20 protein-coding genes are annotated in these 24,377 nt (G+C 71.4%); 10 read left to right on the top strand and 10 right to left on the bottom strand.

The genetic code is table 11. The features are described 5' to 3' along the window. Window positions 1–153 precede the first annotated feature (153 nt). Window positions 154–387, top strand: a complete 234-nt coding sequence (locus LZG04_RS21440; protein ID WP_233819562.1) for a hypothetical protein — start codon at window positions 154–156, stop codon at window positions 385–387. A gap of 12 nt (window positions 388–399) precedes the next feature. Here the strand turns inward: LZG04_RS21440 and LZG04_RS21435 are convergent, their stop codons facing one another. Next, window positions 400–1,215: a bifunctional 2-polyprenyl-6-hydroxyphenol methylase/3-demethylubiquinol 3-O-methyltransferase UbiG gene (locus LZG04_RS21435; protein ID WP_233819561.1), complete on the bottom strand. Its 816-nt coding sequence runs from the start codon at window positions 1,213–1,215 to the stop codon at window positions 400–402. 115 nt (window positions 1,216–1,330) lie between these two features. Here LZG04_RS21435 and LZG04_RS21430 point away from each other — a divergent pair, with 115 nt between their 5' ends. The 4 genes from LZG04_RS21430 to vanX all read left to right on the top strand — a co-directional run bounded on the left by LZG04_RS21430 (window position 1,331) and on the right by vanX (window position 4,533). Then, complete coding sequence (locus tag LZG04_RS21430; RefSeq protein ID WP_233819559.1) at window positions 1,331–1,768, top strand: nuclear transport factor 2 family protein; 438 nt, start codon at window positions 1,331–1,333, stop codon at window positions 1,766–1,768. An 82-nt stretch (window positions 1,769–1,850) separates the two neighbouring features. Further along, window positions 1,851–2,888: a D-lactate dehydrogenase VanH gene (vanH, locus tag LZG04_RS21425; RefSeq protein ID WP_374202844.1), complete on the top strand. Its 1,038-nt coding sequence runs from the start codon at window positions 1,851–1,853 to the stop codon at window positions 2,886–2,888. Then, window positions 2,885–3,913, top strand: coding sequence for a D-alanine--(R)-lactate ligase (vanA, locus tag LZG04_RS21420; RefSeq protein WP_233819557.1), 1,029 nt, complete (start codon window positions 2,885–2,887; stop codon window positions 3,911–3,913). Before vanH ends, vanA begins: the two co-directional genes overlap by 4 nt. Then, window positions 3,910–4,533, top strand: a complete 624-nt coding sequence (gene vanX / locus LZG04_RS21415) for a D-Ala-D-Ala dipeptidase VanX (RefSeq protein ID WP_233819556.1) — start codon at window positions 3,910–3,912, stop codon at window positions 4,531–4,533. Before vanA ends, vanX begins: the two co-directional genes overlap by 4 nt. 16 nt (window positions 4,534–4,549) lie before the next feature. Here the strand turns inward: vanX and LZG04_RS21410 are convergent, their stop codons facing one another. Together LZG04_RS21410 and LZG04_RS21405 are read right to left on the bottom strand one after the other, a co-directional pair. Continuing rightward, window positions 4,550–5,665 carry a HAMP domain-containing sensor histidine kinase gene (locus LZG04_RS21410; protein ID WP_233819555.1) on the bottom strand — a complete coding sequence of 372 codons (1,116 nt, stop codon included), beginning with the start codon at window positions 5,663–5,665 and terminating at the stop codon, window positions 4,550–4,552. Further along, window positions 5,658–6,353, bottom strand: coding sequence for a response regulator transcription factor (locus tag LZG04_RS21405; RefSeq protein ID WP_233819554.1), 696 nt, complete (start codon window positions 6,351–6,353; stop codon window positions 5,658–5,660). The genes LZG04_RS21410 and LZG04_RS21405 overlap by 8 nt, the downstream gene beginning before the upstream one ends. Window positions 6,354–6,490: 137 nt before the next feature. On the opposite strand from LZG04_RS21405, the gene LZG04_RS21400 reads away from it, so the two are divergent. After that, the gene (locus tag LZG04_RS21400; protein WP_233819553.1) at window positions 6,491–6,958 is read left to right on the top strand and encodes a M15 family metallopeptidase; all 468 of its coding nucleotides are present in this window, start codon (window positions 6,491–6,493) and stop codon (window positions 6,956–6,958) included. A gap of 61 nt (window positions 6,959–7,019) precedes the next feature. Here the strand turns inward: LZG04_RS21400 and LZG04_RS21395 are convergent, their stop codons facing one another. From LZG04_RS21395 to LZG04_RS21385, 3 genes are all read right to left on the bottom strand, one after another. Then, a complete protein-coding gene (locus LZG04_RS21395; protein ID WP_233819552.1) occupies window positions 7,020–10,388 on the bottom strand; it encodes a S8 family serine peptidase in 3,369 nt (1,122 codons plus the stop codon). A gap of 113 nt (window positions 10,389–10,501) precedes the next feature. Continuing rightward, the gene (locus tag LZG04_RS21390; RefSeq protein ID WP_233819551.1) at window positions 10,502–11,719 is read right to left on the bottom strand and encodes a cytochrome P450; all 1,218 of its coding nucleotides are present in this window, start codon (window positions 11,717–11,719) and stop codon (window positions 10,502–10,504) included. A 953-nt stretch (window positions 11,720–12,672) separates the two neighbouring features. Next, on the bottom strand, window positions 12,673–13,734 hold the full coding sequence (locus LZG04_RS21385; RefSeq protein ID WP_233819550.1) for a trans-acting enoyl reductase family protein: 1,062 nt from the start codon (window positions 13,732–13,734) through the stop codon (window positions 12,673–12,675). A gap of 71 nt (window positions 13,735–13,805) precedes the next feature. On the opposite strand from LZG04_RS21385, the gene LZG04_RS21380 reads away from it, so the two are divergent. Further along, entirely contained in the window at window positions 13,806–14,750 is a 945-nt protein-coding gene (locus tag LZG04_RS21380; RefSeq protein WP_233819548.1) for a GlxA family transcriptional regulator, read from the top strand. 17 nt (window positions 14,751–14,767) lie between these two features. Here LZG04_RS21380 and LZG04_RS21375 read toward each other — a convergent pair whose 3' ends face one another. Together LZG04_RS21375 and LZG04_RS21370 are read right to left on the bottom strand one after the other, a co-directional pair. Then, window positions 14,768–15,817 carry a hypothetical protein gene (locus LZG04_RS21375; RefSeq protein ID WP_233819546.1) on the bottom strand — a complete coding sequence of 350 codons (1,050 nt, stop codon included), beginning with the start codon at window positions 15,815–15,817 and terminating at the stop codon, window positions 14,768–14,770. Between the two features lie 173 nt (window positions 15,818–15,990). Then, window positions 15,991–17,013 (bottom strand): LLM class flavin-dependent oxidoreductase, encoded by a 1,023-nt coding sequence (locus LZG04_RS21370; RefSeq protein ID WP_233819545.1) that lies wholly within the window; start codon window positions 17,011–17,013, stop codon window positions 15,991–15,993. Between the two features lie 470 nt (window positions 17,014–17,483). Between LZG04_RS21370 and LZG04_RS21365 the strand changes: the two genes are divergently transcribed. Continuing rightward, window positions 17,484–17,747, top strand: coding sequence for a helix-turn-helix transcriptional regulator (locus LZG04_RS21365; protein WP_308199215.1), 264 nt, complete (start codon window positions 17,484–17,486; stop codon window positions 17,745–17,747). On the opposite strand, the gene LZG04_RS21360 is transcribed toward LZG04_RS21365, so the two are convergent. Continuing rightward, the gene (locus tag LZG04_RS21360; protein WP_233819544.1) at window positions 17,748–18,173 is read right to left on the bottom strand and encodes a MarR family winged helix-turn-helix transcriptional regulator; all 426 of its coding nucleotides are present in this window, start codon (window positions 18,171–18,173) and stop codon (window positions 17,748–17,750) included. 489 nt (window positions 18,174–18,662) lie between these two features. Between LZG04_RS21360 and LZG04_RS21355 the strand changes: the two genes are divergently transcribed. Further along, window positions 18,663–19,925 carry an ROK family transcriptional regulator gene (locus tag LZG04_RS21355; protein WP_233819543.1) on the top strand — a complete coding sequence of 421 codons (1,263 nt, stop codon included), beginning with the start codon at window positions 18,663–18,665 and terminating at the stop codon, window positions 19,923–19,925. A 12-nt stretch (window positions 19,926–19,937) separates the two neighbouring features. Here LZG04_RS21355 and LZG04_RS21350 read toward each other — a convergent pair whose 3' ends face one another. After that, on the bottom strand, window positions 19,938–21,632 hold the full coding sequence (locus LZG04_RS21350; RefSeq protein ID WP_233819542.1) for an ABC transporter substrate-binding protein: 1,695 nt from the start codon (window positions 21,630–21,632) through the stop codon (window positions 19,938–19,940). Between the two features lie 222 nt (window positions 21,633–21,854). On the opposite strand from LZG04_RS21350, the gene LZG04_RS21345 reads away from it, so the two are divergent. Continuing rightward, window positions 21,855–24,302, top strand: coding sequence for a glycoside hydrolase family 2 protein (locus tag LZG04_RS21345; RefSeq protein ID WP_233819541.1), 2,448 nt, complete (start codon window positions 21,855–21,857; stop codon window positions 24,300–24,302). The last annotated feature ends 75 nt before the right edge of the window (window positions 24,303–24,377 follow it).

The raw sequence follows: 24,377 nt of genomic DNA, 5'->3' as shown, positions 1-24,377 counted from the left end.
GTGCGTCGCTCCCAATGTCAACGACTACCTCGAACCGCAACAGTGACCGCTAACAAGCACGGCCGGCGCCGACGAGCGCGCCACCGTTCGTCCCGCCGGGGCTGCCCACAACGGCGGCTTGTGCCTCCGGCCGACGGGCGGTGTGCTGGTCGGATGCGGAGACTTGTGGGTGTTCTCGGGATTTCCGCCGCGCTGATGACGGGTGCCGCCGGTGCGGCCGACGCCACCGAGCCGGCGTGGATCGGTCCGTACCCGACGTTGGCGCAGTGCGAGACCTCCGAGGCGGGGTTCCAGGCCGCCGGCCACCTGACCGGCGGGTGCGTCTACCGCGACCTCGCCCACTCGTGGCAGGACGGCTACTACTTCCACGCCTGGCCGGTCGACTGACGAGCCCGGTGGTCAGCCCGGCCCGCCGGGCTTCGTCGCGCGCAGGGAGTACATCTGCGGCAGGCGCGGGTGACCGGGCGGGAACCGGTACTCGCCGGTGCCGGTCGACTCCAGCACCGGGTAGCGGCGGAACAGCGTGTGCTCGTGCTCGCGCAGGAAGTCCAGGTGCAGGCCCGCCGCGGCCAGCGCGGTGACGACCTCGCCCAGCGGGTGCTGCCACTGCACGGAACGGGTGCTGGTCAGCTGAGGGCCGTCGGTGTAGGTGTGCGGCTCGTCCCAGGTCTGCGCGTCGGTGTGGAAGTAGTCGTGCCGCAGCGTGCGCCCGTCCTCGCCCAGCAGTTCGGCCAGCGGGTGGAACTCGGCGAGGTAGAGGAACCCGCCGTCCACGAGCAGGTCGGCCACGACCCGCGCCCACCGGGTGAGGTCGGGCAGCCACACGAGCGCGCCGATGCCGGTGTAGACGACGTCGAAGCGCTCACCGGACAGCGCTTCGCGCGCGGAGTAGACGTCCGACACGACGAACCGGGCGCGGTCGGCCAGGCCGGTGTCCGCGGCCAGCTCCCGCGCGGTCTCGACGGCGGTGGGGGAGAAGTCCAGCCCGGTCACCCGCGCGCCCCGCCGCGCCCACGACAGGGTGTCGTCACCCATGTGGCACTGCAGGTGCAGCAAGGTCCGGCCGGTGACGTCACCGACCTCCGCCACCTCGAACGGCCGCAGTGACGACGAACCCGCCCGGAACCCCGCCAGGTCGTAGAACTCGCTGACGGCGTGCACGCGCGCCCGGTCGTCCCAGTTCGCGCGGTTGACGTCCAGCCATTCCTCGGTCACGGGACCCGACCGTACCGACGGGCACCTCGCGTCGCAGGCGATTTTCCGGCCATCCGTGGCAGCGGCGACGGATTCCCGCCGGCACACCCCGGTGTCACGATCAACAGTGGTCGTCATGACCGAGTCATCGACGACAGCTGCTGTCTCCGTGCTCGAAGGCATGTACGAGGCGGAAGCGGAGTACCTCGCCGCAGGCGGGCCGGGCGGCGCGTCGTTCACCCCTCTGGCACCGTTCTTCTCCCCGGACGTGGTGCTGCACCAGGCCGCGGCCCTGCCGTACGGCGGGATCTGGCAGGGGCATGAAGGCATCGAGAGGTTCTTCTTGGCCATGCACCGCACGTGGGACGTCTTCGAGATGGTCGACCAGACCTTCCTGACCGACACCAGCCCGCTCGTCGTGCTGACCCGGGTACGCGCTCGTGCTCGCGCCACCGGCCGCGCGATCGACTTCCCGATCCTGCAGACGATCACCGTCGAGGACGGCCGCATCACCGAAGTGCGCCCGTTCTACTGGGACACCGCGGCGATCGCCGACGCCTGCGCGCCCCGCTGACGGCCTACTGGTCGGTAACATATCGCCGGCATATCGAGAACCGCATACGTGCCGGCAACACCGCGCCGTCTTGACTGGTCGCATGTTCGACAGCGAAGCGGCACGGACCTCGGTCCGCCGCACCCGATCGCCGGTACCCCCGTCGGCCGGACCGACAACGGGGATCACGGTGTACGGGTGCGAGCCGGACGAGGCCGTCCTGTTCCGGGAGATCGCACCCCGTTTCGGCGTCGTGCCGACCATCACCGAGGCCGCGGTGTCCGAGGCCACCGTCGAACTGGCCTCCGGGCACCGCTGCGTCAGCGTCGGCCACAAAGCACGCATCACGAACTCCACCCTTCGCGCGCTGAGCCGGGCCGGCGTCTCGTACATCTCCACGAGGAGCATCGGCTACAACCACATCGACGTGGACTACGCGAAGAGCCTCGGCATCTCCGTGGAGAACGTCGCCTACTCGCCCGACAGCGTGGCCGACTACGCGGTGATGCTGATGCTGATGGCGATCCGGGACGTGAAGTCCACCATCAGGCGCGCGGACGCCCACGACTACCGGCTGAACGACGTGCGCGGGAAAGAGCTGCGCGACCTGACCGTCGGGGTGGTCGGCACCGGCCGCATCGGTTCCGCGGTCATCGATCGGCTGTGGGGTTTCGGCTGCCAGAAGCTGGCCTACGACATCCGCCCCAGGAGCTCCGCCGACTACGTCCCCCTCGACGAGCTGTTGCAGCAGAGCGACATCGTCACGCTCCACACGCCACTCGACGCGACCACCCACCACCTGTTGGACCGTCGACGCATCGAGCAGCTGAAGCCCGGCGCGATCATCATCAACACCGGACGGGGTGCGCTCATCGACACCGAGGCCCTCATCTCGGCGTTGGAGCGGGGCAGGGTGGGCGGTGCGGCGCTCGACGTCCTCGAAGGCGAGGAAGGGATCTTCTACGCCGACTGCCGCAACCGGTCCGTGCCCAGCGCGCAGCTCGTGCGGTTGCAGCAGATGCCGAACGTGATCATCAGCCCGCACACCGCCTACTACACCGACCACGCCCTGCGCGACACCGTCGAGAACTCCATCGCCAACTGTCGCGACTTCGACCGCAGAAAGCAGCACTGGATATGAGAATCGGCATTGTGTTCGGCGGCCGCTCCGAGGAGCACCCCGTTTCCGTCAAGTCCGCCCGCGAGGTGGCGAAGCACCTCGACACCGAGAAGTACCAACCGTACTACATCGGGATCACGCAGAACGGCGCCTGGCGGCTCTGCGACGGTCCGGACGGGGAGTGGGAGGACCGCGGCCACCCGGTCGTGCTGTCGCCCGACCGCGGCGCCCGCGGACTGCTCGTGCTGGACGAGGGGCAGTACAAGACGATCGACCTGGACGTGGTCCTGCCCGTGCTGCACGGCAAGCTCGGCGAGGACGGTGCGATCCAGGGCCTGCTGGAGCTGTCCGGCATCCCCTACGCCGGCTGCGACGTCCAGAGCTCCGCCCTGTGCATGGACAAGTCCCTCACCTACCTCGTCGCGCGCAACGCCGGGATCGCCACGCCGGACTTCCGGGTCGTGACGGCGGACGAGCACGTCGAACCCGAGGACCTGACCTATCCCGTCTTCGTGAAACCGGCCCGTTCGGGGTCGTCGTTCGGGGTCGGCAAGGTGAACCGGGCGCAAGACCTGGCGAACGCGGTGGAAACGGCGTCGCGGTACGACTCGAAGGTGTTGATCGAACAGGCCGTCGTCGGCCGCGAGATCGGCTGCGCGATCCTGGGCGACGACGGGGAGCTGGTCGTCGGGGAGGTGGACCACATCGCGCTGACGCACGGCTTCTTCCGGATCCACCAGGAGAGCGAGCCGGAGAGCGGGTCCGAGAACTCGATCGCGATCGTCCCCGCCGACATCCCGGCCGAGTCGCGCTCGCTCGTCCAGGAGACCGCGAAGGCCGTGTACCGGGCACTGGGCTGCCGAGGGCTGGCGCGCGTCGACATGTTCTTGACCGATGACGGCTCGGTCGTCCTCAACGAGGTCAACACCCTGCCCGGCCTGACCTCGTACAGCCGGTACCCGCGGATGATGGCCGCCGCCGGGTTGTCGCTCGGCGACGTGATCGACCGGGTGGTCTCCTTGGCCGTGACCGGGAAGGCCCGATGATCGAGGACTTCGTTTTCCTGGACGAGGCCGCGCCCGGCATCCGGTGGGACGCCAAGTACGCCACCTGGGACAACTTCACCGGCAAGCCGGTGGACGGCTACGCGGTGAACCGGATCGTCGGCACGAGGGCGTTGTGCGAGGCGTTGGAGAGCGCGCGGGACAAGGCCGCGGCCGTCGGCTTCGGCTTGCTCGTCTGGGACGGCTACCGCCCGCAACGCGCCGTGGACTGCTTCCTGCGCTGGTCGCGACAGCCCGAGGACGGTCGGAGGAAGCTGCGCCACTACCCGAACATCGACCGCGCCGAGATGTTCGAGAAGGGGTACGTGGCCGCCAGGTCGGGGCACAGCCGGGGCAGCACGGTCGACTTGACGCTCTACCACCTGGCCACCGGTGAGCTGGCCGCCATGGGTGGCGACCACGACTTGATGGACCCGGTCTCGCACCACGGTGCGTCCGGCATCAGGCGGGTCGAGGCGCGGAACCGCAGGCTCCTGCGGTCGATCATGGAGTCCTGCGGCTTCCGCGCGTACGAGTACGAGTGGTGGCACTACACGTTGAACGACGAACCGTACCCCGACGACTACTTCGACTTCCCCGTCTGCGGGCCGAGGTCGTGGTGAGCGCCGGCGGGCGGCGTCACTTGCCGGGGTGCGGTGGTGCGAGCGGCAGCCGCACGGTGATGCGGAGCCCCCCGTCGGCCCGGGGCGTGAGGGTGAGGGTGCCGTCGTGGGCTTGGACGATGCTCTTGACGATGGCCAGGCCGAGCCCGACACCCGCGTGGTCGGTGCGCACGCGCCGGGTGCCGCGCTGGAACGGTTCGGTGAACGTCGACACCAGCTTCGGCGTGAGCTTCGCGCCGGTGTTCTCGACGGTGAGCACCGCTTTCCGGGCGTCGACACCGGTCGTGACCCACACCGTGCCCTGATCGGGCAGGTTGTGGACGATCGCGTTGTGCACGAGGTTCGTCGTCATCTGCAGCAGCAGCGCGTGCGATCCGGTGGTGGGGCTCACGTCGCCGGACGTCTCGATGGTGAGGCCGTGCTTCTCCGCGAGCGGCAGGAGCGTTTCGGCGGCTTCCTCCGCTGCGAGCGACAGGTCGACGGGTTCCCGGCTGAACGTCCGCTGGTTGGCGCGGCTGAGCACGAGCAGCGCCTCGGTCAGGTCGATCGCCCGGGAGTTGACGAAGTGGAGGCGTTCGACGAGTTCGTCGGCATCGCGGTCGGCGTCGTTGCGGGCGACGTCGAGGAGCGTCTGGGTGATCGCCAGCGGGGTGCGCAGCTCGTGGGACGCGTTGGCGGCGAACCTCTGCTGTTCGGCGTCGTGCGCTTCCAGCCGCGCCAGCATGGTGTCGAAGGCGTCGGCGAGCTCGCGGAACTCGTCCGCGCGACCTTCCAACCGGATGCGGTGGGAGAGCGACCCCTCCGCGGCCAGGCGGGTCGCGTGGGTGATGCGGGTCAGGGGCGCGAGCATGCTGCCCGCGAGGAGCCACCCTCCCGCGAGGCCGAAGACCAGCAGGCATGCCATCGCCAGGCCCGCCTTCGGGACGAAGGCTTCCTCCAGGGCGGCGCGGTCGGGCACCGACGGGCCCGGGCGCCACGTCCCCGGCGGCTCCGGCTGGTGGATGACCTCGGGCACGTAACGCAGCAGGAACACCCACACCACCGCGAGCAGCAAGCCACCCGCGAGCATCAGGAACCCGGCGTAGCTGAGGGTGAGTTTGAGGCGGACGCTCAAACCCGGTTCCCTATCCACGGCCACGTCCCTCGCGGTCGGCGGCGGGCGCGGCGTCGATGCGGTAGCCCACGCCGGGCACGGTGGCGATGACCCACGGTTCGCCGAGGCGTTTGCGCAGCGCCGAGACCGTGATGCGCACGGCGTTGGTGAAGGGGTCGGCGTTGACGTCCCATGCCCGTTCCAGCAGCTCCTCGGCGCTGACGACACCGCCTTCGGCGGCCACGAGGACTTCGAGCACGGCGAACTGCTTCCTGGTCAGCGCCACGTACCGGCCGTCGCGGTAGACCTCGCGGCGGAACGGGTCCAGCCGCAGCCCCGCGATCTCGCGCACGGGCGGCCGGTTGTGCGCGCGCCTGCGGTCCAGCGCCCGCAGCCTGAGCACGAGTTCCTGCAGCTCGAACGGCTTGGTGAGGTAGTCGTCGGCCCCGAGCTCGAACCCCGAGGTCTTGTCGTCGAGCCGGTCGGCGGCCGTGAGCATCAGGATCGGCATACCGCTGCCGGATGCGACGATGGTCTCGGCGACCTCGTCACCGGAAGGCCCCGGAATGTCGCGGTCGAGGACGGCGATGTCGTAGGAGTTGATGCCCAACAGCTCCAGCGCGATGTCACCGTCACCGGCGATGTCGGCGGCTATCGCGGCCAAGCGCAGCCCGTCGCGGATCGCCTCTGCCAGATAGGGCTCGTCTTCGACGATCAACACACGCATGCTCCGATGCTACGGGCGGGTGCATATCGTCGGCATATCGAAAAATGTCAACGCGCCGGCAACACCGCAGCGCGTTCATTGTCGGCATGAGTCACCGCGAACCCGCAGGTACGGCGACCCGTCGTCGCCGATTGCCGATGTCCTCGACCGTCCGGCGCGCACACGGTGCGGTCCCCGACCCGGTGACGGTCTTCGACGAGGGGGCGCCGGCCGTGGTCAACCTCGATCCCGATCTCCTGGCCGCCCTGCGGCGAGCCGCGACCGACGCCGCGCGGGACGGGGTCGAATTCTTGGTGAATGGCGGATGGCGTTCCCCGGAATACCAGGAACAACTATTCGACGAGGCCGTCTCGAAGCACGGATCGGAAGCGGAGGCCGCCCGATGGGTGGCGACTCCCGACACGTCCGCGCACGTGTCGGGGCGAGCCGTCGACATCGGGGGGTCCGCGGCCAGGAGGTGGCTGTCCGAGCACGGTGCCGACTACGGCCTGTGCCAGATCTACCGCAACGAACCGTGGCACTACGAGCTGCGCCCGGAAGCCGTCACCGCCGGCTGCCCACCGATGTACCCCGACCCCACTCACGATCCGCGGATGCGGCGCTGACCGGCACCCCGGGCGGCTCGCCGCCGACACCCTGGCCGGGTGCCGGCGGCGACCGACAGGGTCAGCGCAGTCCGAACGCCCGCACGACCGTCTGCTCCACGCTCGCGCCGTTGAAGTCCTTCACCTTGACCCGCAGCGACACGTACCCGGCGCGCGGCGCGTCCAGCAGCACTTGCCCGCCGCGCACTACCGCGTTCCGCCACGTCGCGCCGTCGTCGTAGGACACCTCCGCGGTCGGCGGGAACACCGGCCACGGCGTGGCGCCCTCGGCGCGCTGGACGGTGAACGGCACGCCCAGCGGCCCGCCCGCCGCGCGGTTGGCCAGGTCGACCTCCGGCGCGAACCGGACCACCATGAGCGGCAACGCGGTCGGCGCGTCGGTGTGGCGGGACCGGAAGTCCCACACCGCACGCACGTCGGTGGAGAACTCGCCCGCCGCACCGCCGCGCTGCCACGACTCGACGCGGTAGCGGGCCGGATCGGGGACGGCCGCGAACTCCGCGAACGTCCGCTCCGGGACGCGCAGCACCTCCTGCCCGTCCCGGTGGACCGTCGTGCCGATGTCACCCCGCGAGTCGAACAGGTGCTGACCCCGCGCGTCGGACAGCATCGGCACGTCCACCGTCACGGTGTCGCGCTCGCGGTGCGCCCGAACGGTCAGGCCCGCCAGCGAAGGCCCGATCGCGGCGCGCAGCACGTCCACGGCGGCGTGCTGCCCGGCGGACAGGTCGACCACCGGCCCGACTGCCTGCTCGGCGCCGACCGGCACGTGCGACAGCCGCCAGGCGCCGGGTGTGTGGTGGACAACCTGCTCCGCCGCGCCCCGGACGAGCCCGCCGCTCACGCCGACTTCCCGGCCACCCGCAGTGGCTGCCGCGGACGTGGACACCACCTGGTCGGGCCGCAGCGTGTGCACCTTCGTGCGCACATGCGCCATCTCGCCGAGCCGCACCACCTGGTCCGCCACGGCCGGCACGCCGGTTCCGTGCAGGGTGGCGAAGTACTGGTGCGGACCGGCGGCCACCCACCGGGCCGTGATCGGCACCGGGCCGTCGTCCACCAGGTCGATCACGTCGGTGGTCGGGGTGAAGGCCAGGGGGAGCGCCGCCCGGGAGGTGTCGACGCCGCGCACGTACCCGGCGTGCAGCGCCATCACCGCTCCCGCGCGCGCCAGCGCCTCCAGCCGGGGCAGCAGGTCGTCGGCCGACGCGGACAGCACCGCGACCTTGCCGCGCAGGTCCAGCCCCGACAAGTCGGGCCCGACGTGCACGGCCTCGGTGTCGATGCGCGGGTCGGCCGGCCACCGGCCGTTCAGCTCCGGGTTCGCCTGCACGGGCCGGCCCGCGACGGTCGTGGTCAGCGGGAGGTCGAAGCGCGACTCGGCGTGGACGAACCGGAAGTACTCCGGCTTCACCGGGTCGATGGCCATGTGGATCGGCGTGCCCGCGCGGCCCAGCGCCAGGCCGAAGAAGCCGGACGGCAGCTGCGGCATCGGGTCCAGGCCCATGCCGGAAGTGGTGTTCCCGTCGGCGGGCACCGGCTGGTCGAAGCGGGCGGTGACCGGCGTGGTCGTCCGGACGTCCGCGGTCAGTTCGACGTCCTTGTCCAGCACCACCTCCGGCCGGCCGATCATGAACCGGCCGCGGGCCGCCATGCCGCCGACGACGATCGCGTAACGCCCGCTCGGCAACCGGCCGGTGACGCCCGTCGTCGCCCAGCCGGTCTCGCCCGTGTCCAGGTCGGTGTAGGTGAGTGTGGCGGGCACCGGGCCGGTCTCGTCCACAGCGCGCACGGTGATGTCGTGCTCGGGCGGGGGTGTGTTCGCGCCGAGCAAGGTCTGCACCCGCACGTCACCACCTTCGGCGACCAGACGGCCCGAGCGCGGGCCAGTGCCCTCCGCGCGGAACGAGACGGTCGCCGACGCCGTGCCGCCCGCCGGGACGGTCAGGGTGTCCGGCGACACCGAGCCCAGGTCCGTGCGCAGCCGCAGCCGCACCGCCGGGCCGGTGTTGCGGTAGGTGACGGTCTGCTCGGCCGTCGCGCCCTGCGCCACGTCGCCGAACCCGACGTTCGCCCGGTCGGCCGTCACCGCCGTCGCGGTCGCCCGGGCCAGGTCGAGCTTGCCCGCGCCCTGGGCGGTGACCGGTGTGGCCGCGGTGGGGTTCGCCGACGCCATCAACGCGGCTTTGAGCTGCCGTGCCTGCCAGTCGGGGTGCTGCTGCGCCAGTAGCGCCGCACCGCCGGCGACGTGCGGCGCGGCCATCGACGTGCCCGAGGACTGGGTGTGGCGAGCGTCCAGCGGCTGCCCCATCGACGTGCCCGCCGCGCGTGCCGCGACGACGTCCACGCCCGGCGCGGCGAGGTCCGGCTTGGTCGCGCCGGTCCCGGCCACCGGTCCGCGCGAGGAGAACGGGGGCACGGCCCCGGCGTCGTCCACCGCCGCCACCGCCAGCGCCTCGGCAGCCACCGCCGGCGAGGTGACGGTGCGGTCGAGCGGCCCGGAGTTGCCGGCTGCGACGACGAACAGCGTGCCGTGCTGCCGGGTCAGCTCGTCCACGGTCTGCGAGACCGGGTCGGTGCCGTCGGAGGCGTAGCCGCCGATGCTGACGTTGACCACGTCCGCGCCCTGCTCCACGGCCCACCGCAGGCCGGCGATGAGCTGTGACTCGCGCCCGCGCCCGGTGCGGTCGAGCACCTTGCCGACCAGCAGCCGGGCGTCGGGAGCCACACCCGTGAACTCGCCGCCGGAGCCCGCGATCGTGGCGGCGACGTGCGTGCCGTGCCCGTGGTCGTCGGCGGGGCCGCCGCTGTCGGTGAAGTCCCGCGCGGCCACCACCTTGCCCGCCAGGTCGGGGTGCGTGGCGTCGTAGCCGGTGTCCAGCACGGCGACCTCGACCCCCTTGCCGGTCAGCCCGGCTTCCCAGGCGCGCGGCGCGCCCGTGGCGGGCACCGTCCGGTCCAGGACCGCGCGGACCGACCCGTCCAGCCACACCTTCCCGGCCCGCCGGGTCATGGTTCGCAACGCCCGCCCGGTCCGGTCCTTGGGCAGCGCCGACGGCCCGTCCGCGAGCACCGGCACATCCGCCCGGGTCGCGTCGTCGTAACCGGCCCGCAGCAGCTCGGTGACGTTGAACAGCCGCGGGTCCAACCGCCCGTCGCTGATCATCGGCCCGACATCGTCCGGCACCACGTGCAGGTCACCGGCGCGGTCCACGAACCGCCGGTACCCGAACGGCTGTTCCCGCGGCGCGGGCTCGATCTCCCGCACCTGATCACCCACGACGCCGACCCGGTCACCGGTCACCAGCGTGACGTGCCGAACCGGCTCGCCCCGCGGCCACTGCGCCACCGCCGACTGCGCCACCGCCGACGGTGCGACCACCAGGCCCAGCAGCACGCCGAACCCGGCCCCCAGCATTCTCAACCTCAAGACAACTCCCAGGAGGAGACGATCTTCCTGAGTGTTATCCGTCCTTCGCGCGGATCGGGTTCACGGCGCGGCGGCGCCACGCCCTCGCCGACGATGCCGGCCAGTGGTCCGGGTCAGGGGGTCAAGCCGAGGGTGACCGGTATCGACGTCGGCCCGATGGTGAAGAACGACGGCGAGTACGGGATGTCGTCCGGGTCGATCGCGAGCCGGAGGTCCGGCAACCGCCGGTACAGCGAGGCCAGCGCGAGTCGGCTCTCCAGCCGGGCCAGCGGCGCGCCGATGCAGTACCGCGGGCCGTGCCCGAACCCGAGGTTGCCGGTCTGCGCGCGGGTGATGTCGAACCGGTCCGCGCTCTCGCCGTGCTGGGCGGGGTCGACCCCGGCGGCCTGGAAGGACACGCCGACCGCGCTGCCTTCGGGGATCGGCACGCCCGCGACGGTGACGTCCTGGAGGGCGAACCGGAAGCTGGTCATCATCACGGAGTGGCGGTAGCGCACGGTTTCCTCCACCACGTCCGCCCACCGGTCCCCGGCCTTCGCGAGTTGCAGTTGGTCGTGATTCCGGGACAGCGCCACGATCGCGTGCCCGATCAGGTGAACCGTGGTCTCGTGGCCGGCGACCAGCATCAGCCACAGGACGCCGACGAGTTCGTCGGTGGTGAGCCTGTCGCCCTCGTCCCGGGCCTGGACCAGGTCGGATGTCAGGTCGTCGCCGGGTTGCCGGTGCTTGCGCTCCACCAGTTCCCGCAAGTACGCCATGAGGCTGTTCTGGGTCGCGAACGCCACTTCAGGCGTCGTCGTGTGCGCCAACAGCGCGGACGTCCAGCTGCGCAACCGTGCCCGCTCCGGCTCCGGCACGCCGAACAGCTCGCAGATCACCGCCATCGGGAGCGCCTCGGTGAACGAGGGCACCAAGTCGACCCCGTCGCCCGCGGCCACCACGTCGTCCAGCAACCGGTCGACGAGCCACTGGATCCGCGCCTGCATGCCCTGGACCCGTGCCGGGGTGAACCCCTTGCCGACGAGCCCGCGCAGCCGCCGGTGGTCCGCGCCGTCCTTCGTCGACAGGTGGTCGCCCTCGACGATGCCGCGCAACGGCCAGTCCTTCGGGATCGACCCGTCGTGCAGCGCGGGCCAGTGCCGCGGATCCCGGGCGAAGGTCTTGTTGTCACCGGCGAGGATCTCCCGCACCGCCGCGGTCGTCAGCGCGAGGTAGGCGGGTACGCCACCGGGGAACTCCACCTCGACCACGGGCGCGATCGCGCGGAGCCGGAGACAGGTGTCGAGCGGGCTCTCATCGGCGGCGGGGAACGAGGGCAGGCCGGTCGTCATCGGGTGAATGCCCTTTCGACGCAGAACAAGTCCGGCATCGGACCCAGCCGAGTATTGCCCGGCCACCCCGGGACGGCAAGATTGACTTGCCGGTCGACCTTTCGCGCGACTCGCCCGGGACCGCCGGTGCGACACGGAAGGCCGAGACTCGCCCGACTCTGCGTCACACCCGGGATGCCTGGCATTCGCCTGTCCGGCGATACCGTCATTCGCATGGCCCAATCACCGGTCCCATGGGGCATTTCGCGACTCAGCGGTGGAACCCGAAGAATGCGGACCCTGAGGCGGTGTCCGGCCCGCTCGGATCTCGTCTTCGCACCATCTCCGGTGATCGGGTAACGCGGTGCAGCAGGTCCGCGAAAGACCCGACACTCACCTCAGCGCTTCGTGAGAGGGCGTCGGCATGGACCAGTGGGACACAGCGCTCCGCGAGGCGGTCGCGTCAGCGACAACCACCTCCGCCGAGGCCGCGCGCCGGATGAGCGTGCCGATTGACGACTGCGGGCCCGCGGGAGGTCCGGCAGTGCGCTGACCTCCGCCAGCCGGACTGCGATGCTGCCGTTGCCGCGGCGCTCCGAGCACCCGCGCATCGTCACCCGGTCCAGCCACGTCGCGTCCCTGGCCTCGCAGACCACGCCGGAGGTCAACCTGGGCGGGGTCAGCGGGGCATCCTCGCCGTCCAAGACGATCCTCAACGCGGTCACCGCCCAGTACGCCAAGGAGCTGGGCGGCACCGCCATCGAGATCAACGATGCGCGCCCGGCTACATCGCCACCGACCTCAACGGGTTCCACGGCACCAGCGCGCCCGCGGAAGTGCCCGGATCGCTGTCCGGCTCGTGACGCTGCCGGATGACGGACCCGCCGGCGGGCTGTTCGACGACACCGGGACCGTGCCCTGGTAGGGCGCTCGGCGCCGCCGGGGCGAGTGCGGCCGTGCGCAGGTCCGCCGGTTCACGCGTTCCGCGGTGTCGCGGCGGCTGACGGGGCTCGCCGGTCGGATCGCACCGAGAGGGCGCCGGCGTCACGCTCCAGGGCGGTGAGGACGTCGGGGGCGTCGAAGGTTTCGCCCGGTGCCACCGCGCCCGGGCCCCGGTGGCGACCGTCGAGCAGTCGGACGACGCCCTCCACGACGATCGGGGCGGTGACGGCGTAGATGTCGCGGCCGGTCGCGCTGATCCGGTGGACGTCCTCACCCCGGCGCACGACGACGTCCACGACGAACCGCTGTGCCGATCGTCCCTGCTCGTCGGTCGGGGTGGGGGCGGGTGTGGCGGCGTCACGGAGGTCCCCGAGCGCGGCGGTGTTGAGGTAGGAGCGCAGCTCGGTCACGTCCAGGTGGCGGTCGATCGTGATGACCTCGGAGAACGGCACCTGCACGACGGCCTGGTCGCCCAACGGCTGCGGGTAGGACCAGGTCTGCGACGGTGCGGCGCTGTCCACCGGTGTCAGCGCGTTGCCGCGGATCACCAGTCGGGTCGCGGTGTTGCGCGTGCCGGTGATGCGCGTGCCCGCGGTCGGCCACCAGCGGTCCAGGCCGATCGCCACCTCCACCTCGTCGGCTCGCGTGCCGCCATTCAGCGCGGCCGTGACCAGCAGGTCGGCGAGGCCGCCGTAGAACGCCATGGCGGGGACGACGGCGACGCCGGCGGCACGGGCGGGGGCGTCGAGGGAGCGGTAGAGCGCCCGCACGACCGGCTGCTCGGCGGTGACGTCGAGGTAGTGGGCGCCGACCTCGACCGCGGCGCGGGCCAGCGGGAGCGCGGTGTCGAGGAACGGCCCGGCGCAGTTGACGACCGCGCCGACACCCGCCACCGCCCGCCGGAGCCGGTCGGGATCGTCGATGCCCACGACCCGGCGTTCGAGGGCCGCGTGCCGGGGCGGGACGGCGGCCAGGCGCTCGGCGCTGCGGCCGGCGAGCACCGGGGCGAGGCCGCGCCGCAGCAGCTCGTCAACGACGAAGCGCCCCGTGTGACCAGTGGCGCCGTAGACGAGAACTCGATCAGTTGCGTTCACGGGACCATCGTCGGACGCGACCCGGGCCCGGGACGAGTGTCTGAAACGACGCCGACCGTACAATTTGAGACATGCTCAGGATCGCCCTCGTGCTGCACGGCTCCGCGATGCTGTACGAGATCGCGATCGCGTCCGAGGTCTTCGGCGTCGACCGCTCGGAGCTGTCGCCCACCGGGACGTGGTACGACCTCGTGGTCTGCACCGCCGACGGAACGCCGCACCCCTGGCTGCCGCACCTGCCGACCGCCTCGTACGCCGAGATCGCCCACGTCGACTCCGTCGTCGTGCCGTCGTCCGAAGACCTCGACGACAACCCCGACCCGCGGCTCCTCGACGCCCTGCGCGCCGCCCACGACCGCGGCACGCGCATCGCCTCCCTGTGCACCGGCGCGTTCGTCCTGGCCGCCGCCGGCGTGCTCGACGGCCGGGTCGCCACGACGCACTGGATGCACGCCGACGACCTCGCCCGCCGCTACCCGCACGTCGACGTCCGCCCGGACGTGCTCTACGTCGACGAGGGCGACGTGCTCACCTCGGCCGGCAAGACGGCGGCGCTCGACCTCTGCCTGCACCTGGTCCGCCGCGACCTCGGCGCGGCCGCCGCCAACGCGATCGCGAGGCGGCTCGTCGTGCCCGCCCACCGCACCGGCGGTCAAGCGCAGTTCATCACCCCACCCGCCGCGCCGCGCAACCCCGACGGGCTCGCGCCCACCCTCGAGTGGGCACGTGCCCGCCTCGACCAGCCCTTGACCGTGCGCGACCTCGCCGGGCACGCGAACCTCAGCACCCGCCAGCTCGCCCGCCGGATGCGGGCGGAACTGCGGGTCGGACCGCTCGACTGGCTCCACCACCAGCGGATCGCCCGCGCCCAGGAACTCCTCGAACGCACCGACGCCTCGATCGACCAGGTCGCGACCAGTTGCGGCCTGGGCACCTCCACCACCCTGCGCCGGCAGTTCCACCGCGTCCTCGGCGTCACGCCCACCGCGTACCGGGCGACGTTCCGCCTGGAGTGACGTTCGCGAACACCGCGTCAGTCGCGCGGCAGGCGTTCCATGAGCTGCCGGAACTCGTCCGGCGGGTAGATCTGCTCCAACTGCCCGTTCCGGGTCTCCGCGCGCAGCGGGTGCAGCCGGCCCCGGTGGAGCCAGAACACGTCGAGGCTGACCCGGTCGAGGGCCTTCGACCCGATGTCCTGCACCAGTTGCAGCACGGGCGCGATGGTCGCGAGGTCGCGGGCCTTGCGGATCGGGACGGCGATGATCTGGTGCTCGCGCGGCAGGCCGACGATCGCGCCGTGCGGGAGGTCGGTGCCCAGCAGCTGCTCCAGCCGGACCACCTGGGCCACACCCGAGACGCCCTGGTCGACGACGACGTGCATCGGTGAGTGGTCGTACTGGTCGAAGGTCTGGACCGTCACGTCGTCGGACCGCATGTTCTCGATCGCACGCATGAGCAGGTCGGTCGGCTTGGTGTGCCAGCGCTCCGCCAGGTGCCCGAGGACCGGGTACGCCTGCTGGAAGCTGCCGGACTCACCCGGCCCCATCGCCACCAGGAGCGCGACCAGGTCGTCGTTGAGGTGGATGTAGATCCCGTCCGGGCCGAGGTCCGAGGTATTCGCGGGAACCAGGCGGAACAACGACTCGCGCTGCGCGGCGGGGATGGCGAGCAGTTCGCGGCACGGGCTGTGGTTGGCGCAGTCGTCGTCCAGGGCCCGCTCGACACCATCGCCGCGCAGGCGGTTCACCAGCCGGTCGGCCTCGGCGGCGTCGAGGGGGAAGATCGTGTTGTGCGCGATCGGCCCGGAGATGACCGCCGGACCGACGACGGGTGGCGAGCCGTACTCGGCGGCCAGGCCGCTCGCCACCGCATTAAGCCGGCCGGCTCGCGGCCGTCCGGGACCGTCTTCCGCGTGCCACAGGGTGAGGTCGCCGCCGAGCCTGGTGGACCGGATGTTCTCCGAACCGAGGAGGCGGGCGACCTCCTGCACCAGGTCCATCCCGATGGAGTTCGTCGTCACCAGGTGCACGCCGTCGGCGGTCGTGAGCACCAACCGGGCAGCGTCGCCTGCTTGATCGGCCATTCGGCGATGCTAGGGTCTGACGCGGTGACCGCGACAGGGCATGGTGAAAACCTCGGTGGGCGATTGTGGTGCGGCGAAAGGAAAGCGCACTTCTCCGCGGCTTTCCGAGGTTGTGTCACGTGTGCGGATCGCCCCGCCGACGCCACGAGTCCACGTGACGGGGCATGAGCGGGTCAGCGCCAGCCGAGGGCGGGGGCGACGTGGGTCAGGACGTTGTCGAGCAGGTGGGCGTTGTAGTCGACGCCGAGCTGGTTCGGCACGGTCAGCAGCAGCGTGTCGGCTTCGGCGATCGCCTCGTCCTCGGCCAGTTGCCCGACCAGGACGTCGGGTTCGGCGGCGTAGCTGCGGCCGAAGACGGCCCTGGTGTCGGCGTCGATGTAGCCGATCTTGTCGGTGCTGTCGCCGTCCTGGCCGAAGTAGGCGTGATCGAGGTCCGAGGTGAGCGCGAAGATGCTGCGCGAGACCGAGACGCGCGGCTCGCGCTGCCACCCGGCTTCCGACCACGCCTTGCGGAACGCGCGGATCTGCTCGGCCTGCTGGACGTGGAACGGCGCGCCGCCCTCGTCGTTCTTCAGCGTCGAGCTCATCAGGTGCATGCCCTGCCGCGCGGCCCAGACCGCGGTGGCGTTGGAGCCCGCGCCCCACCAGATCCGGTCCCGCAGGCCCGGCGAGTGGGGCTCCACGCGCAGCAGCCCCGGCGGGTTGGGGAACATCGGGCGCGGGTTGGGCTGCGCGAAACCCTTGCCGTCCAGCACGGACAGCAGCACCTCGGTGTGCTTGCGTGCCATGTCGGCGTCCGTGTCGCCCTCGGCGGGCCGGTAGCCGAAGTACCGCCACCCGTCGATCACCTGCTCCGGCGATCCGCGGGAGAGGCCGAGTTGGAGCCTGCCGCCGGCGATGAGGTCCGCGGCGCCCGCGTCCTCGGCCATGTACATCGGGTTCTCGTACCGCATGTCGATCACGCCGGTGCCGATCTCGATGCGCTCGGTCCTGGCCCCGATCGCGGACAGCAGCGGGAACGGCGAGGCCAACTGCCGGGCGAAGTGGTGCACCCGGAAGTACGCGCCGTCCACGCCGAGCTCCTCCGCGGCGACGGCGAGGTCGACGGCCTGCACCAGCGCGTCAGCGGCAGACCTCGTCTGCGAGTGCGGCCCGTCCGACCAGTGCCCGAAGGACAGGAATCCGATTTTCTTCACGCCGAGGGAACGTCTCAAGGGGACGATGCATTCCCCTGCGCCGGAGGCGGCGGATGAACTGTGACCGTCCTGACCCGATGTGCGTCGCGGACGGTTCGGGGGCTGTTCGAGGGCGCGGGTTCGCCTCTGGTGGCGGACCCGGTCGTGGTGCTCGACGGCGGTTCGATCGTGGGGGTGGAGCTCGACGGGACCGTGCCGGAGAGGGCCGGGCCGGTTCCGGCACGACCTGATCCGCGAGTCCGCGCGGCTGACCCCGCCCACCGCGGCCAGGCTCACCGCGCACGCCCGGATGGCGGCGTGGCTGGAGCGGCGGGATCCGACGCGGGTGTCCGAGATCGCGTGCCACCGGGCGGTAATTGCAGCCCGTTGGCGAGCTGGCCGGCGTCCTGGCTTGTCGCCGCCGGCCAGGTGACGCCGACGAAACGCACGCCCTGGTCGCCTCGGCGTCAGCGGCGGCGGATCGGCTCGGGATGGCCCCGCTGCGACGGGACGCCGACGCGCTGGCGGCGGTACTGCGCGGGGGCACGCCTGGCGCGTTGACGCACCGCGAGCGCGAAGTCGCCGCACACCTCGCCGACGGCCTGACCAACAAGCAGCTCGCCGCGCTGCTGCACATCTCCGAGCGCACGGCGGAAAGCCACGTCCAGCACATCCTCGCCAAGCTCGGCTTCACCAACCGCGCCCAGGTCGCCGCCTGGGCCGCCGCGAGACGCCGGCCGGACGTGCACGCCTGATCAGCGGGTCGCGTCCATCCCGGACACGAACGCGGTGAGCAGCCGGGCGAACGTCGCCCGCTCCTCGTCCGACCAGTCCGCCATCGCCCGCGCGAAGACCTGCCGACGGACGGTGTGGGCGGCGTCGAGCTGCGCCCGACCGGACGAGGTGAGCGAGACCGGCGTGCGCCGACCGTCGTGCTGGTCCGCCTGCCGGGTGAGGAGGCCCTCGTCCACCGCCTTGGCCACGAGCCGGCTCGCCCGGGGTTGGTCCACGCCGAGCGCGGTCGTCAGCTCGGTCACCGACGACGGGCCGCGCTCCTCGACCGCGTCGAGCAGGGGGAACAGCGCGGGATCGACGGCCATGTGCCGCGACAGCGCCCGCCGGCTCTGACTGCGCCGAATCGCCACCATGGCCCGCTCCACTGCCACCACGGGATCGTCCATGCATGCCATCGTACATTTACATGTCGGTTCACATGGAGGTGTGGTGGAGCCTCTGCCGCGAATGAGGACCGGAGCTGCCCTCGCCGGCGTGCAGCCGTGAACGAACGGACGGTCTGGATCATCCTGTTCCGCGGGTTCGGCGGCAGCACGCAGCCGTCTCGCTCGCCGATTGCGAGGCGCTGATCGAGGCCAATCCGCCGAGGGCTTCGCCGTCATCGACAGGGTCGCTTACGTCCACGCACCCGGCGGCTTCGACGGCTCAAAACTGGCGGCGAAGTTCGACAGGCATCGGCGTGCCCCAACACCGCGCGCAACTGGAACACCGTCCTGAAACTGGCCGAGCCGGCCGCATTTCGGGGTTCACCTCATTTCGCACCGGGTCAGGTGGTCGGCAATCGCGATGGTGCACGGGGATCGCGATGGTGCACGGGGATCGGTGATTGGCCCGGAAAGTAGACTGCCGAAAAGTGGAACCAAGGAGGAGCCGTGGTGAGAAGCCCGGTCTGGGCAGGTCGGCCGAAGACGCGCGGCCTGGTCCTGGACGTGATCAGGGCGGCGCGCTCGATCAGCCGGGTGGAGCTCGCGGCGGCGACCGGTCTCACGGGTGCGACGATCTCCGAGGTCGTGCGCGAGCTGATCGGCGACGGCCTGGTCGTCGAGGCCGGCAGGGGTGCGTCGACGGGCGGCAAGCCGCGCACGCTGGTCCAGCTCAACCCGGTGGCCCGCTACAGCGTGGGCGTCCAGCTCGAGCGCAACGCGTGCGTCATCGTGGTCGTCGACCTGGCCGGTCGCCAGGTGGCCCGCACTTCATTCCGGGGCGTGGCGTCGCTGCCGCCGGACCAGGCGCTGCCGCTGGTCGCGGCGCAGGTGGAGGCGCTGCTGACGACGGCGGCCGTCGACCGGGACAAGGTGCTGGGGGTCGGCTTGGTCAGCTACGGGCCGCAGGACCGGCACGCCGGCGTGCTGTTGACGCCCCAGCCCACCGAGGAGTGGTACGACTACCCCGTCGCACCTCGCCTCGCGGAGCAGCTCGGCCTGCCGGTGCTGCTCGACAACGACGCCGCGGCGGCGGCCATCGGCGAGTACTGGATGGGTGCGGTGGAGCCGCACAGCACCTACGGCTGCATCTACATGGCCACCGGGATCGGCGGCGGAGTGGTGGTCGCCGGTGAGGTGTACCGGGGCAGTTCCTCGAACAGCGCGGAGATCGGCCACATCTCGATCGACGTCCACGGCGAGGAGTGCTCGTGCGGCAACGTCGGGTGCCTGGAGAACTACGCCGGACCGTCCACCGTGGTCCGGCAGGCGTTGGCGACACCAGGACTGGCCCGACGGCTGGCGCTCGACCCGGCCGCCGACGACTTCCTGACCGAGTTCGCGCGGATCGCGGCGGCGGCGAACACCGGTGACCCGGAGGCCCGTGAGCTCATCGAGCGGTCGGCGCGCTACCTCGGTCATGCCGCGGTCACCGTGGCGGTCCTGTTCGACCTGGACGTGGTCGTGCTGGCCGGACCGAGCTTCGTGGTGGCGGGGTCGATCTACCAGTCGGTGATCCAACAGGAGCTGGACCGCCGGTTGTTCGCCCGGCGGGCTCACCCGGTGCGGGTGGTGCCGTCGGTCAACGGGTCGGACGCGGCGGCGATGGGCGGGGCGGTGCTCGTCCTGCAGAGCGAGCTGACGCTCGGCCGCAGCCTCCCCGAGGACGGGGCACGCCCGGCGCCGGCCGTCGCCGGCGCGGACGAGGCGTCCTGACCGGGGGAGGTGTCACCCGCCTCGCTTGCCGGTGGGCTTGAGGCGCACGAGCACCTCGGCGTTGTCGGGGTGCGACCAGACCGCGGGGAAGGCGTACAGGTCGTCGTCGGTCGGCCAGCCGGTGAACTTGGCGTCGTGGTAGATGCTGATCGTGCCCTGGGTGAGCACCGGGATGTACGGCATCGCTTGTTCGACGCGGGTCTGGATCGTCTCCAGGTGGGGCTGCCGAGCGGTGGTGTCGGCGGGGTCGAGGAGCTTGAGCGCGTCGAGGGCCTGGTCGACCTGCGGGTCGGAGAACCGGCTGACGTTCGGGCCGGGCTTGGCGCCGACCGCGGCGGTCTGCGCGGTGCTGAAGAAGTAGTTGTAGAGGTAGTACGGGTCCGGCGCCGGGCCCTGGTAGAGCGAGTCGATGATCATCTGGTAGTTGCCGCGGTCCCTGGCGTCGACGAACTCGTTCCAGGAGACCTGCTGCGCGGTGAGCTTGATGCCGATCCGTTGCAGCTGCTGGCTCATCGTGTCGACCGCGGTGATGTAGTCGGTCCAGCCGGCGACGGTGCTCAGCGTCAGGGACACCGGCGCGCCGTCCTTGGCGTAGACGCCGTCCGGGCCTTTGGCGTAGCCGGCGCTCTCCAGGATCTGCTGCGCCTTGGCCGGGTCCGGCCGCATCGGGGCGGTCCGGTCCCGCAGCCGGGCGGAGATGAGGTCGCCGTCCCGGTCCGGCAGCAGGAAGCCCGGTGAGATGTGGCTGCCGGTGTTCTCGAACGCCAGCGCGTTGGTCTGGGTGCGGTCGATGGCGTGGTGGATCGCCTGCCGCACGGCCGGGTCGGTCTGGGGCCCTCGGCAGCCCAGGGCCGCGTTGCTGCACGTGACCAGCGCGATCTGGTTCACCGGGGTGATGACGGCCCGGTAGCCGGGGTAGTTCTTGCCGACGTCCCCGACGTCGGGCACGGGTCCGGTCTGCCAGTCGACCTGTCCTGCCTTGAGCGCGGCGGCGCCCGCCTGGTTGCCGGACAGCGCGAGGTAGCGGACCTTCTTGACGGCGGGCTCACCACCCCAGTAGGTCGGGTTCGCCTTGAGCGTGTACGCCTGCGGCTTGAACTCCTCCAGCACGTACGGGCCGGTGCCGACCGGGTGCTCCACCACGGCGACCGCCGGGTCGGCGATGTCCTTCCACTCGTGCTCGGGCACGATGTACGTCCTGCCCAGCAGTGACGGGCCGTCCGCGAACGACGGCCGGTCGAACGTGACGACCACGTGCGCGTCGTCGACCGCCGCGGCGCGTCCGGCGTAGCCGGTGCTGTTCATGCCCTTGTGCTCGCTGATCATGCCGAGGGTGAACACGACGTCGTCGGCGGTGAACTTCTCGCCGTCGGACCAGGTCACGCCATCGCGGAGGGTGATGGACAGCTGCGTGCCGTCCGCGTTCCAGTCGAACCCGGCTCCCAGCCGCGGCACCGGGTCGGCGTCCCGGACGACGTTGTAGAAGAACAGGGTCTGGAAGATCGTCCCGGTGCCACCGATGTTGGCCGGCGCGTAGGGGTTGAAGTTGATCTGGTAGTCGCCGGACTGGCCGGTGTAGGCGACCAGGGTGGAGCTCTCGGCCCCGGTCGAGGTGTTCGACGGTCCGCAGCCCGCGAGCACGACGGCCGCCGCGAGCAGGGCGGTTGCGTGGCGCGCCCCGGCGCCGAGAACCCTTGACACCCTCACGACGTCCTCCTTGACGCGTTGCGCGGGCCTGCCGCCGCAGCCGCCCGCCCCAGATTAAGTTGCCGAACTAAGCAGTCAATAGGGCAGATGGACGCCTGTCGGTGGAGACCGCCGGTCGGGGAGCTCATCCTCATCTACGCAGGCCATTGACTTACTTAAGATGCCTGAGTAACCATTCCGTTGTCTTGGTCCCCGTGTCGACCGCCCTGGGAGTGAGCTGTCATGACGCGCTCGAACCTCCACGACGGGTGGAACCTGCGCGCCGTCGCAGGCCCGGTGCCGGCGGTCTTGGCCGACCGGGACGTGCCCGCCCGGGTGCCCGGCAGCACCCACCTCGACCTGATGGCCGCGAACCTGGTCCCGGACCCGTACCGGGACCGGAACGAGGCGGCCCTGACGTGGATGCACCGCGTCGACTGGCAGTACTCCACGACGTTCCAGGCGGCGGCGCCGCGTCCCGGCGAACGGGTGGACCTGGTCTTCGACGGCATCGACACCGTCGCGACCGTCGAGCTCAACGGCACTGTGCTCGGCCGCACCGCGAACATGCACCGCGGCCACCGCTTCGACGTCGGTCGGTCACTGCGCGGCGGCGACAACGTCCTCACCGTGACGCTGTGGTCCGCGCTCGCCCACGCCGAGAAGGTCGAGGCCGAACTCGGGTGGCGACAGCGGGCCTACCCGCACCCGTACAACGCGATCCGCAAGATGGCCTGCTCGTTCGGCTGGGACTGGGGACCCGACCTGCAGACCGCCGGTCTGTGGAAACCCGTGCGGCTGGAACGCTGGGACACCGCCCGCCTGGCCGCGGTGCGCCCACTGGTCACCGTGGACGCCGACGGCACGGGCCGCGTCGACGTGCACCTGGAACTCGACCGCGCCGCGGAACGCGACTGCACCGCGCGGGTCACCATCGGCGGCCGCGCGGAACGGGTCACGATCACCGGCGACACCGCCCACGTCACCGCGTTCGTGCCGGACGCCCGGTTGTGGTGGCCGGTGGGCTACGGCGACCAGCCGCTCTACGACCTGACCGTCGAGCTGCTGGCCGACGGCGAGCAGGTGGACGCCGTCCGGCGCAAGGTCGGGTTCCGCACCGTCACCGTCGACACCGAACCGGACGAGTTCGGCACGCCGTTCGCCTTCGTCGTCAACGGCCGGCGCGTCTTCGCCAAGGGCGCCAACTGGATCCCGGACGACCACTTCCTCACCCGGGTCACCCGCGAGCGGCTCGACCGCCGGCTCGACCAGGCCGTCGGGGCGAACATGAACATGCTCCGGGTCTGGGGCGGCGGCATCTACGAGACCGACGACTTCTACGACGCCTGCGACGAACGCGGTGTGATGGTGTGGCAGGACTTCCCCTTCGCGTGCGCCTTCTACGCCGAGGAGGAGCCGCTGCGCGGTGAGGTCGAGGCCGAGGCCCGGGAGAACGTCACCCGCCTGGTCTCCCACCCGTCGCTCGTGCTGTGGAACGGCAACAACGAGAACCTCCCCGCCTACACGGACTGGGAGGGCTGGCGGGACGGCCTGGAAGGACGCACCTGGGGCGGCGGCTACTACACCGACCTGCTGCCCGGGATCGTCGCGGAACTCGACCCCACCCGCCCGTACGCGCCGGGCAGCCCGTACAGCCCCGGTGACCTGCCACCCAACGACGCCCACCACGGCACCCGCCACGACTGGGACGTCTGGAACTTCCTCGACTACACCCACTACCGCGACCACGTCCCGCGGTTCTGCGCCGAGTTCGGCTTCCAGGGGCCACCCACCTGGACCACCCTCACCCGCTGGGTCCACGACCAGCCGTCGACGCCCTCCTCGCCGGCGTTCCTGGCACACCAGAAAGCCGTCAACGGCAACGTCAACCTCGACCGCGGCCTGGCCCGCCACCTGCCCGTCCCGACCGACTTCGAGCAGTGGCACTGGGCGACCCAGCTCAACCAGGCCCGCGCGGTGGCGTTCGGCATCGAGCACTACCGCTCCTGGTGGCCCCGCACCGCCGGAGCCCTGGTCTGGCAGCTCAACGACTGCTGGCCCGCCATCTCCTGGGCCGCCATCGACAACGACGAACGCCCCAAACCCCTCTACTACGCGCTCAAGCACGCCTTCGCCGCGCGCCTGCTGACCATCCAGCCGCGCGGAGGAAAGCCGACCCTGGTCGCGGTCAACGACCACGACCAGCCCTGGACGGGCGCCGTGCGGTTGGCCCGGCAGAGCTTCACCGGCGAGGTGATGGCCACCACCGAACTGGAGCTCGCCGTGCCGCCCCGGTCCACCGCCCGGCTGGACCTGGCCGACAACCTCCTGGAACCCGCCGACCCGGGCGGGGAAGTGCTGGTCGCGACCGCGGGCGACGTCCACGCCCACCACCTGTTCGCCGAAGACCTCGACCTCCGCTACCACCCGGAACCCTTCACCGCCGCCGTCACGCCCGTGCCCGGTGGCTACCGCGTCGACGTGCGGGCCACCTCCTTCGTCCGCGACCTCGGCCTGCTGGTCGACAAGGTGGCCGCCGACGCGGTCGTCGACGACATGCTCATCTCGCTCACCGCCGGGGAAAAGCACCACTTCCTCGTCCGCACTTCGGAGGAATTGCCCGATCCGACCGTTCTGCTGCACCCACGGGTGCTCAACTGCGCCAACACGGTGACCTCGGAAGGCTCGTGAACCACGCGCAAACATGACGGGGCGGACCATGGGAGCCGCGCCCGGAATTCGGCGACCGATCGTCAGGAATGCTCG

Origin of the sequence: Saccharothrix sp. S26 (genome assembly GCF_021390395.1) — a bacterium.
Classification (GTDB): Bacteria; Actinomycetota; Actinomycetes; order Mycobacteriales; family Pseudonocardiaceae; genus Actinosynnema.
This window is presented reverse-complemented; position numbering and strand designations above follow the sequence as displayed.

Coding starts and splice junctions, on each gene's coding strand:
- LZG04_RS21430 (WP_233819559.1), top strand. CDS start 1,331: ATGACCGAGTCATCGACGACAGCTGCTGTCTCCGTGCTCGAAGGCATG.
- LZG04_RS21380 (WP_233819548.1), top strand. CDS start 13,806: ATGCTCAGGATCGCCCTCGTGCTGCACGGCTCCGCGATGCTGTACGAG.
- LZG04_RS21440 (WP_233819562.1), top strand. CDS start 154: ATGCGGAGACTTGTGGGTGTTCTCGGGATTTCCGCCGCGCTGATGACG.
- LZG04_RS21390 (WP_233819551.1), bottom strand. CDS start 11,719: ATGACGACCGGCCTGCCCTCGTTCCCCGCCGCCGATGAGAGCCCGCTC.
- vanH (WP_374202844.1), top strand. CDS start 1,851: ATGTTCGACAGCGAAGCGGCACGGACCTCGGTCCGCCGCACCCGATCG.
- LZG04_RS21360 (WP_233819544.1), bottom strand. CDS start 18,173: ATGGACGATCCCGTGGTGGCAGTGGAGCGGGCCATGGTGGCGATTCGG.
- LZG04_RS21365 (WP_308199215.1), top strand. CDS start 17,484: ATGGCCCCGCTGCGACGGGACGCCGACGCGCTGGCGGCGGTACTGCGC.
- vanA (WP_233819557.1), top strand. CDS start 2,885: ATGAGAATCGGCATTGTGTTCGGCGGCCGCTCCGAGGAGCACCCCGTT.
- LZG04_RS21400 (WP_233819553.1), top strand. CDS start 6,491: ATGTCCTCGACCGTCCGGCGCGCACACGGTGCGGTCCCCGACCCGGTG.
- LZG04_RS21405 (WP_233819554.1), bottom strand. CDS start 6,353: ATGCGTGTGTTGATCGTCGAAGACGAGCCCTATCTGGCAGAGGCGATC.
- LZG04_RS21375 (WP_233819546.1), bottom strand. CDS start 15,817: ATGGCCGATCAAGCAGGCGACGCTGCCCGGTTGGTGCTCACGACCGCC.
- LZG04_RS21345 (WP_233819541.1), top strand. CDS start 21,855: ATGACGCGCTCGAACCTCCACGACGGGTGGAACCTGCGCGCCGTCGCA.
- vanX (WP_233819556.1), top strand. CDS start 3,910: ATGATCGAGGACTTCGTTTTCCTGGACGAGGCCGCGCCCGGCATCCGG.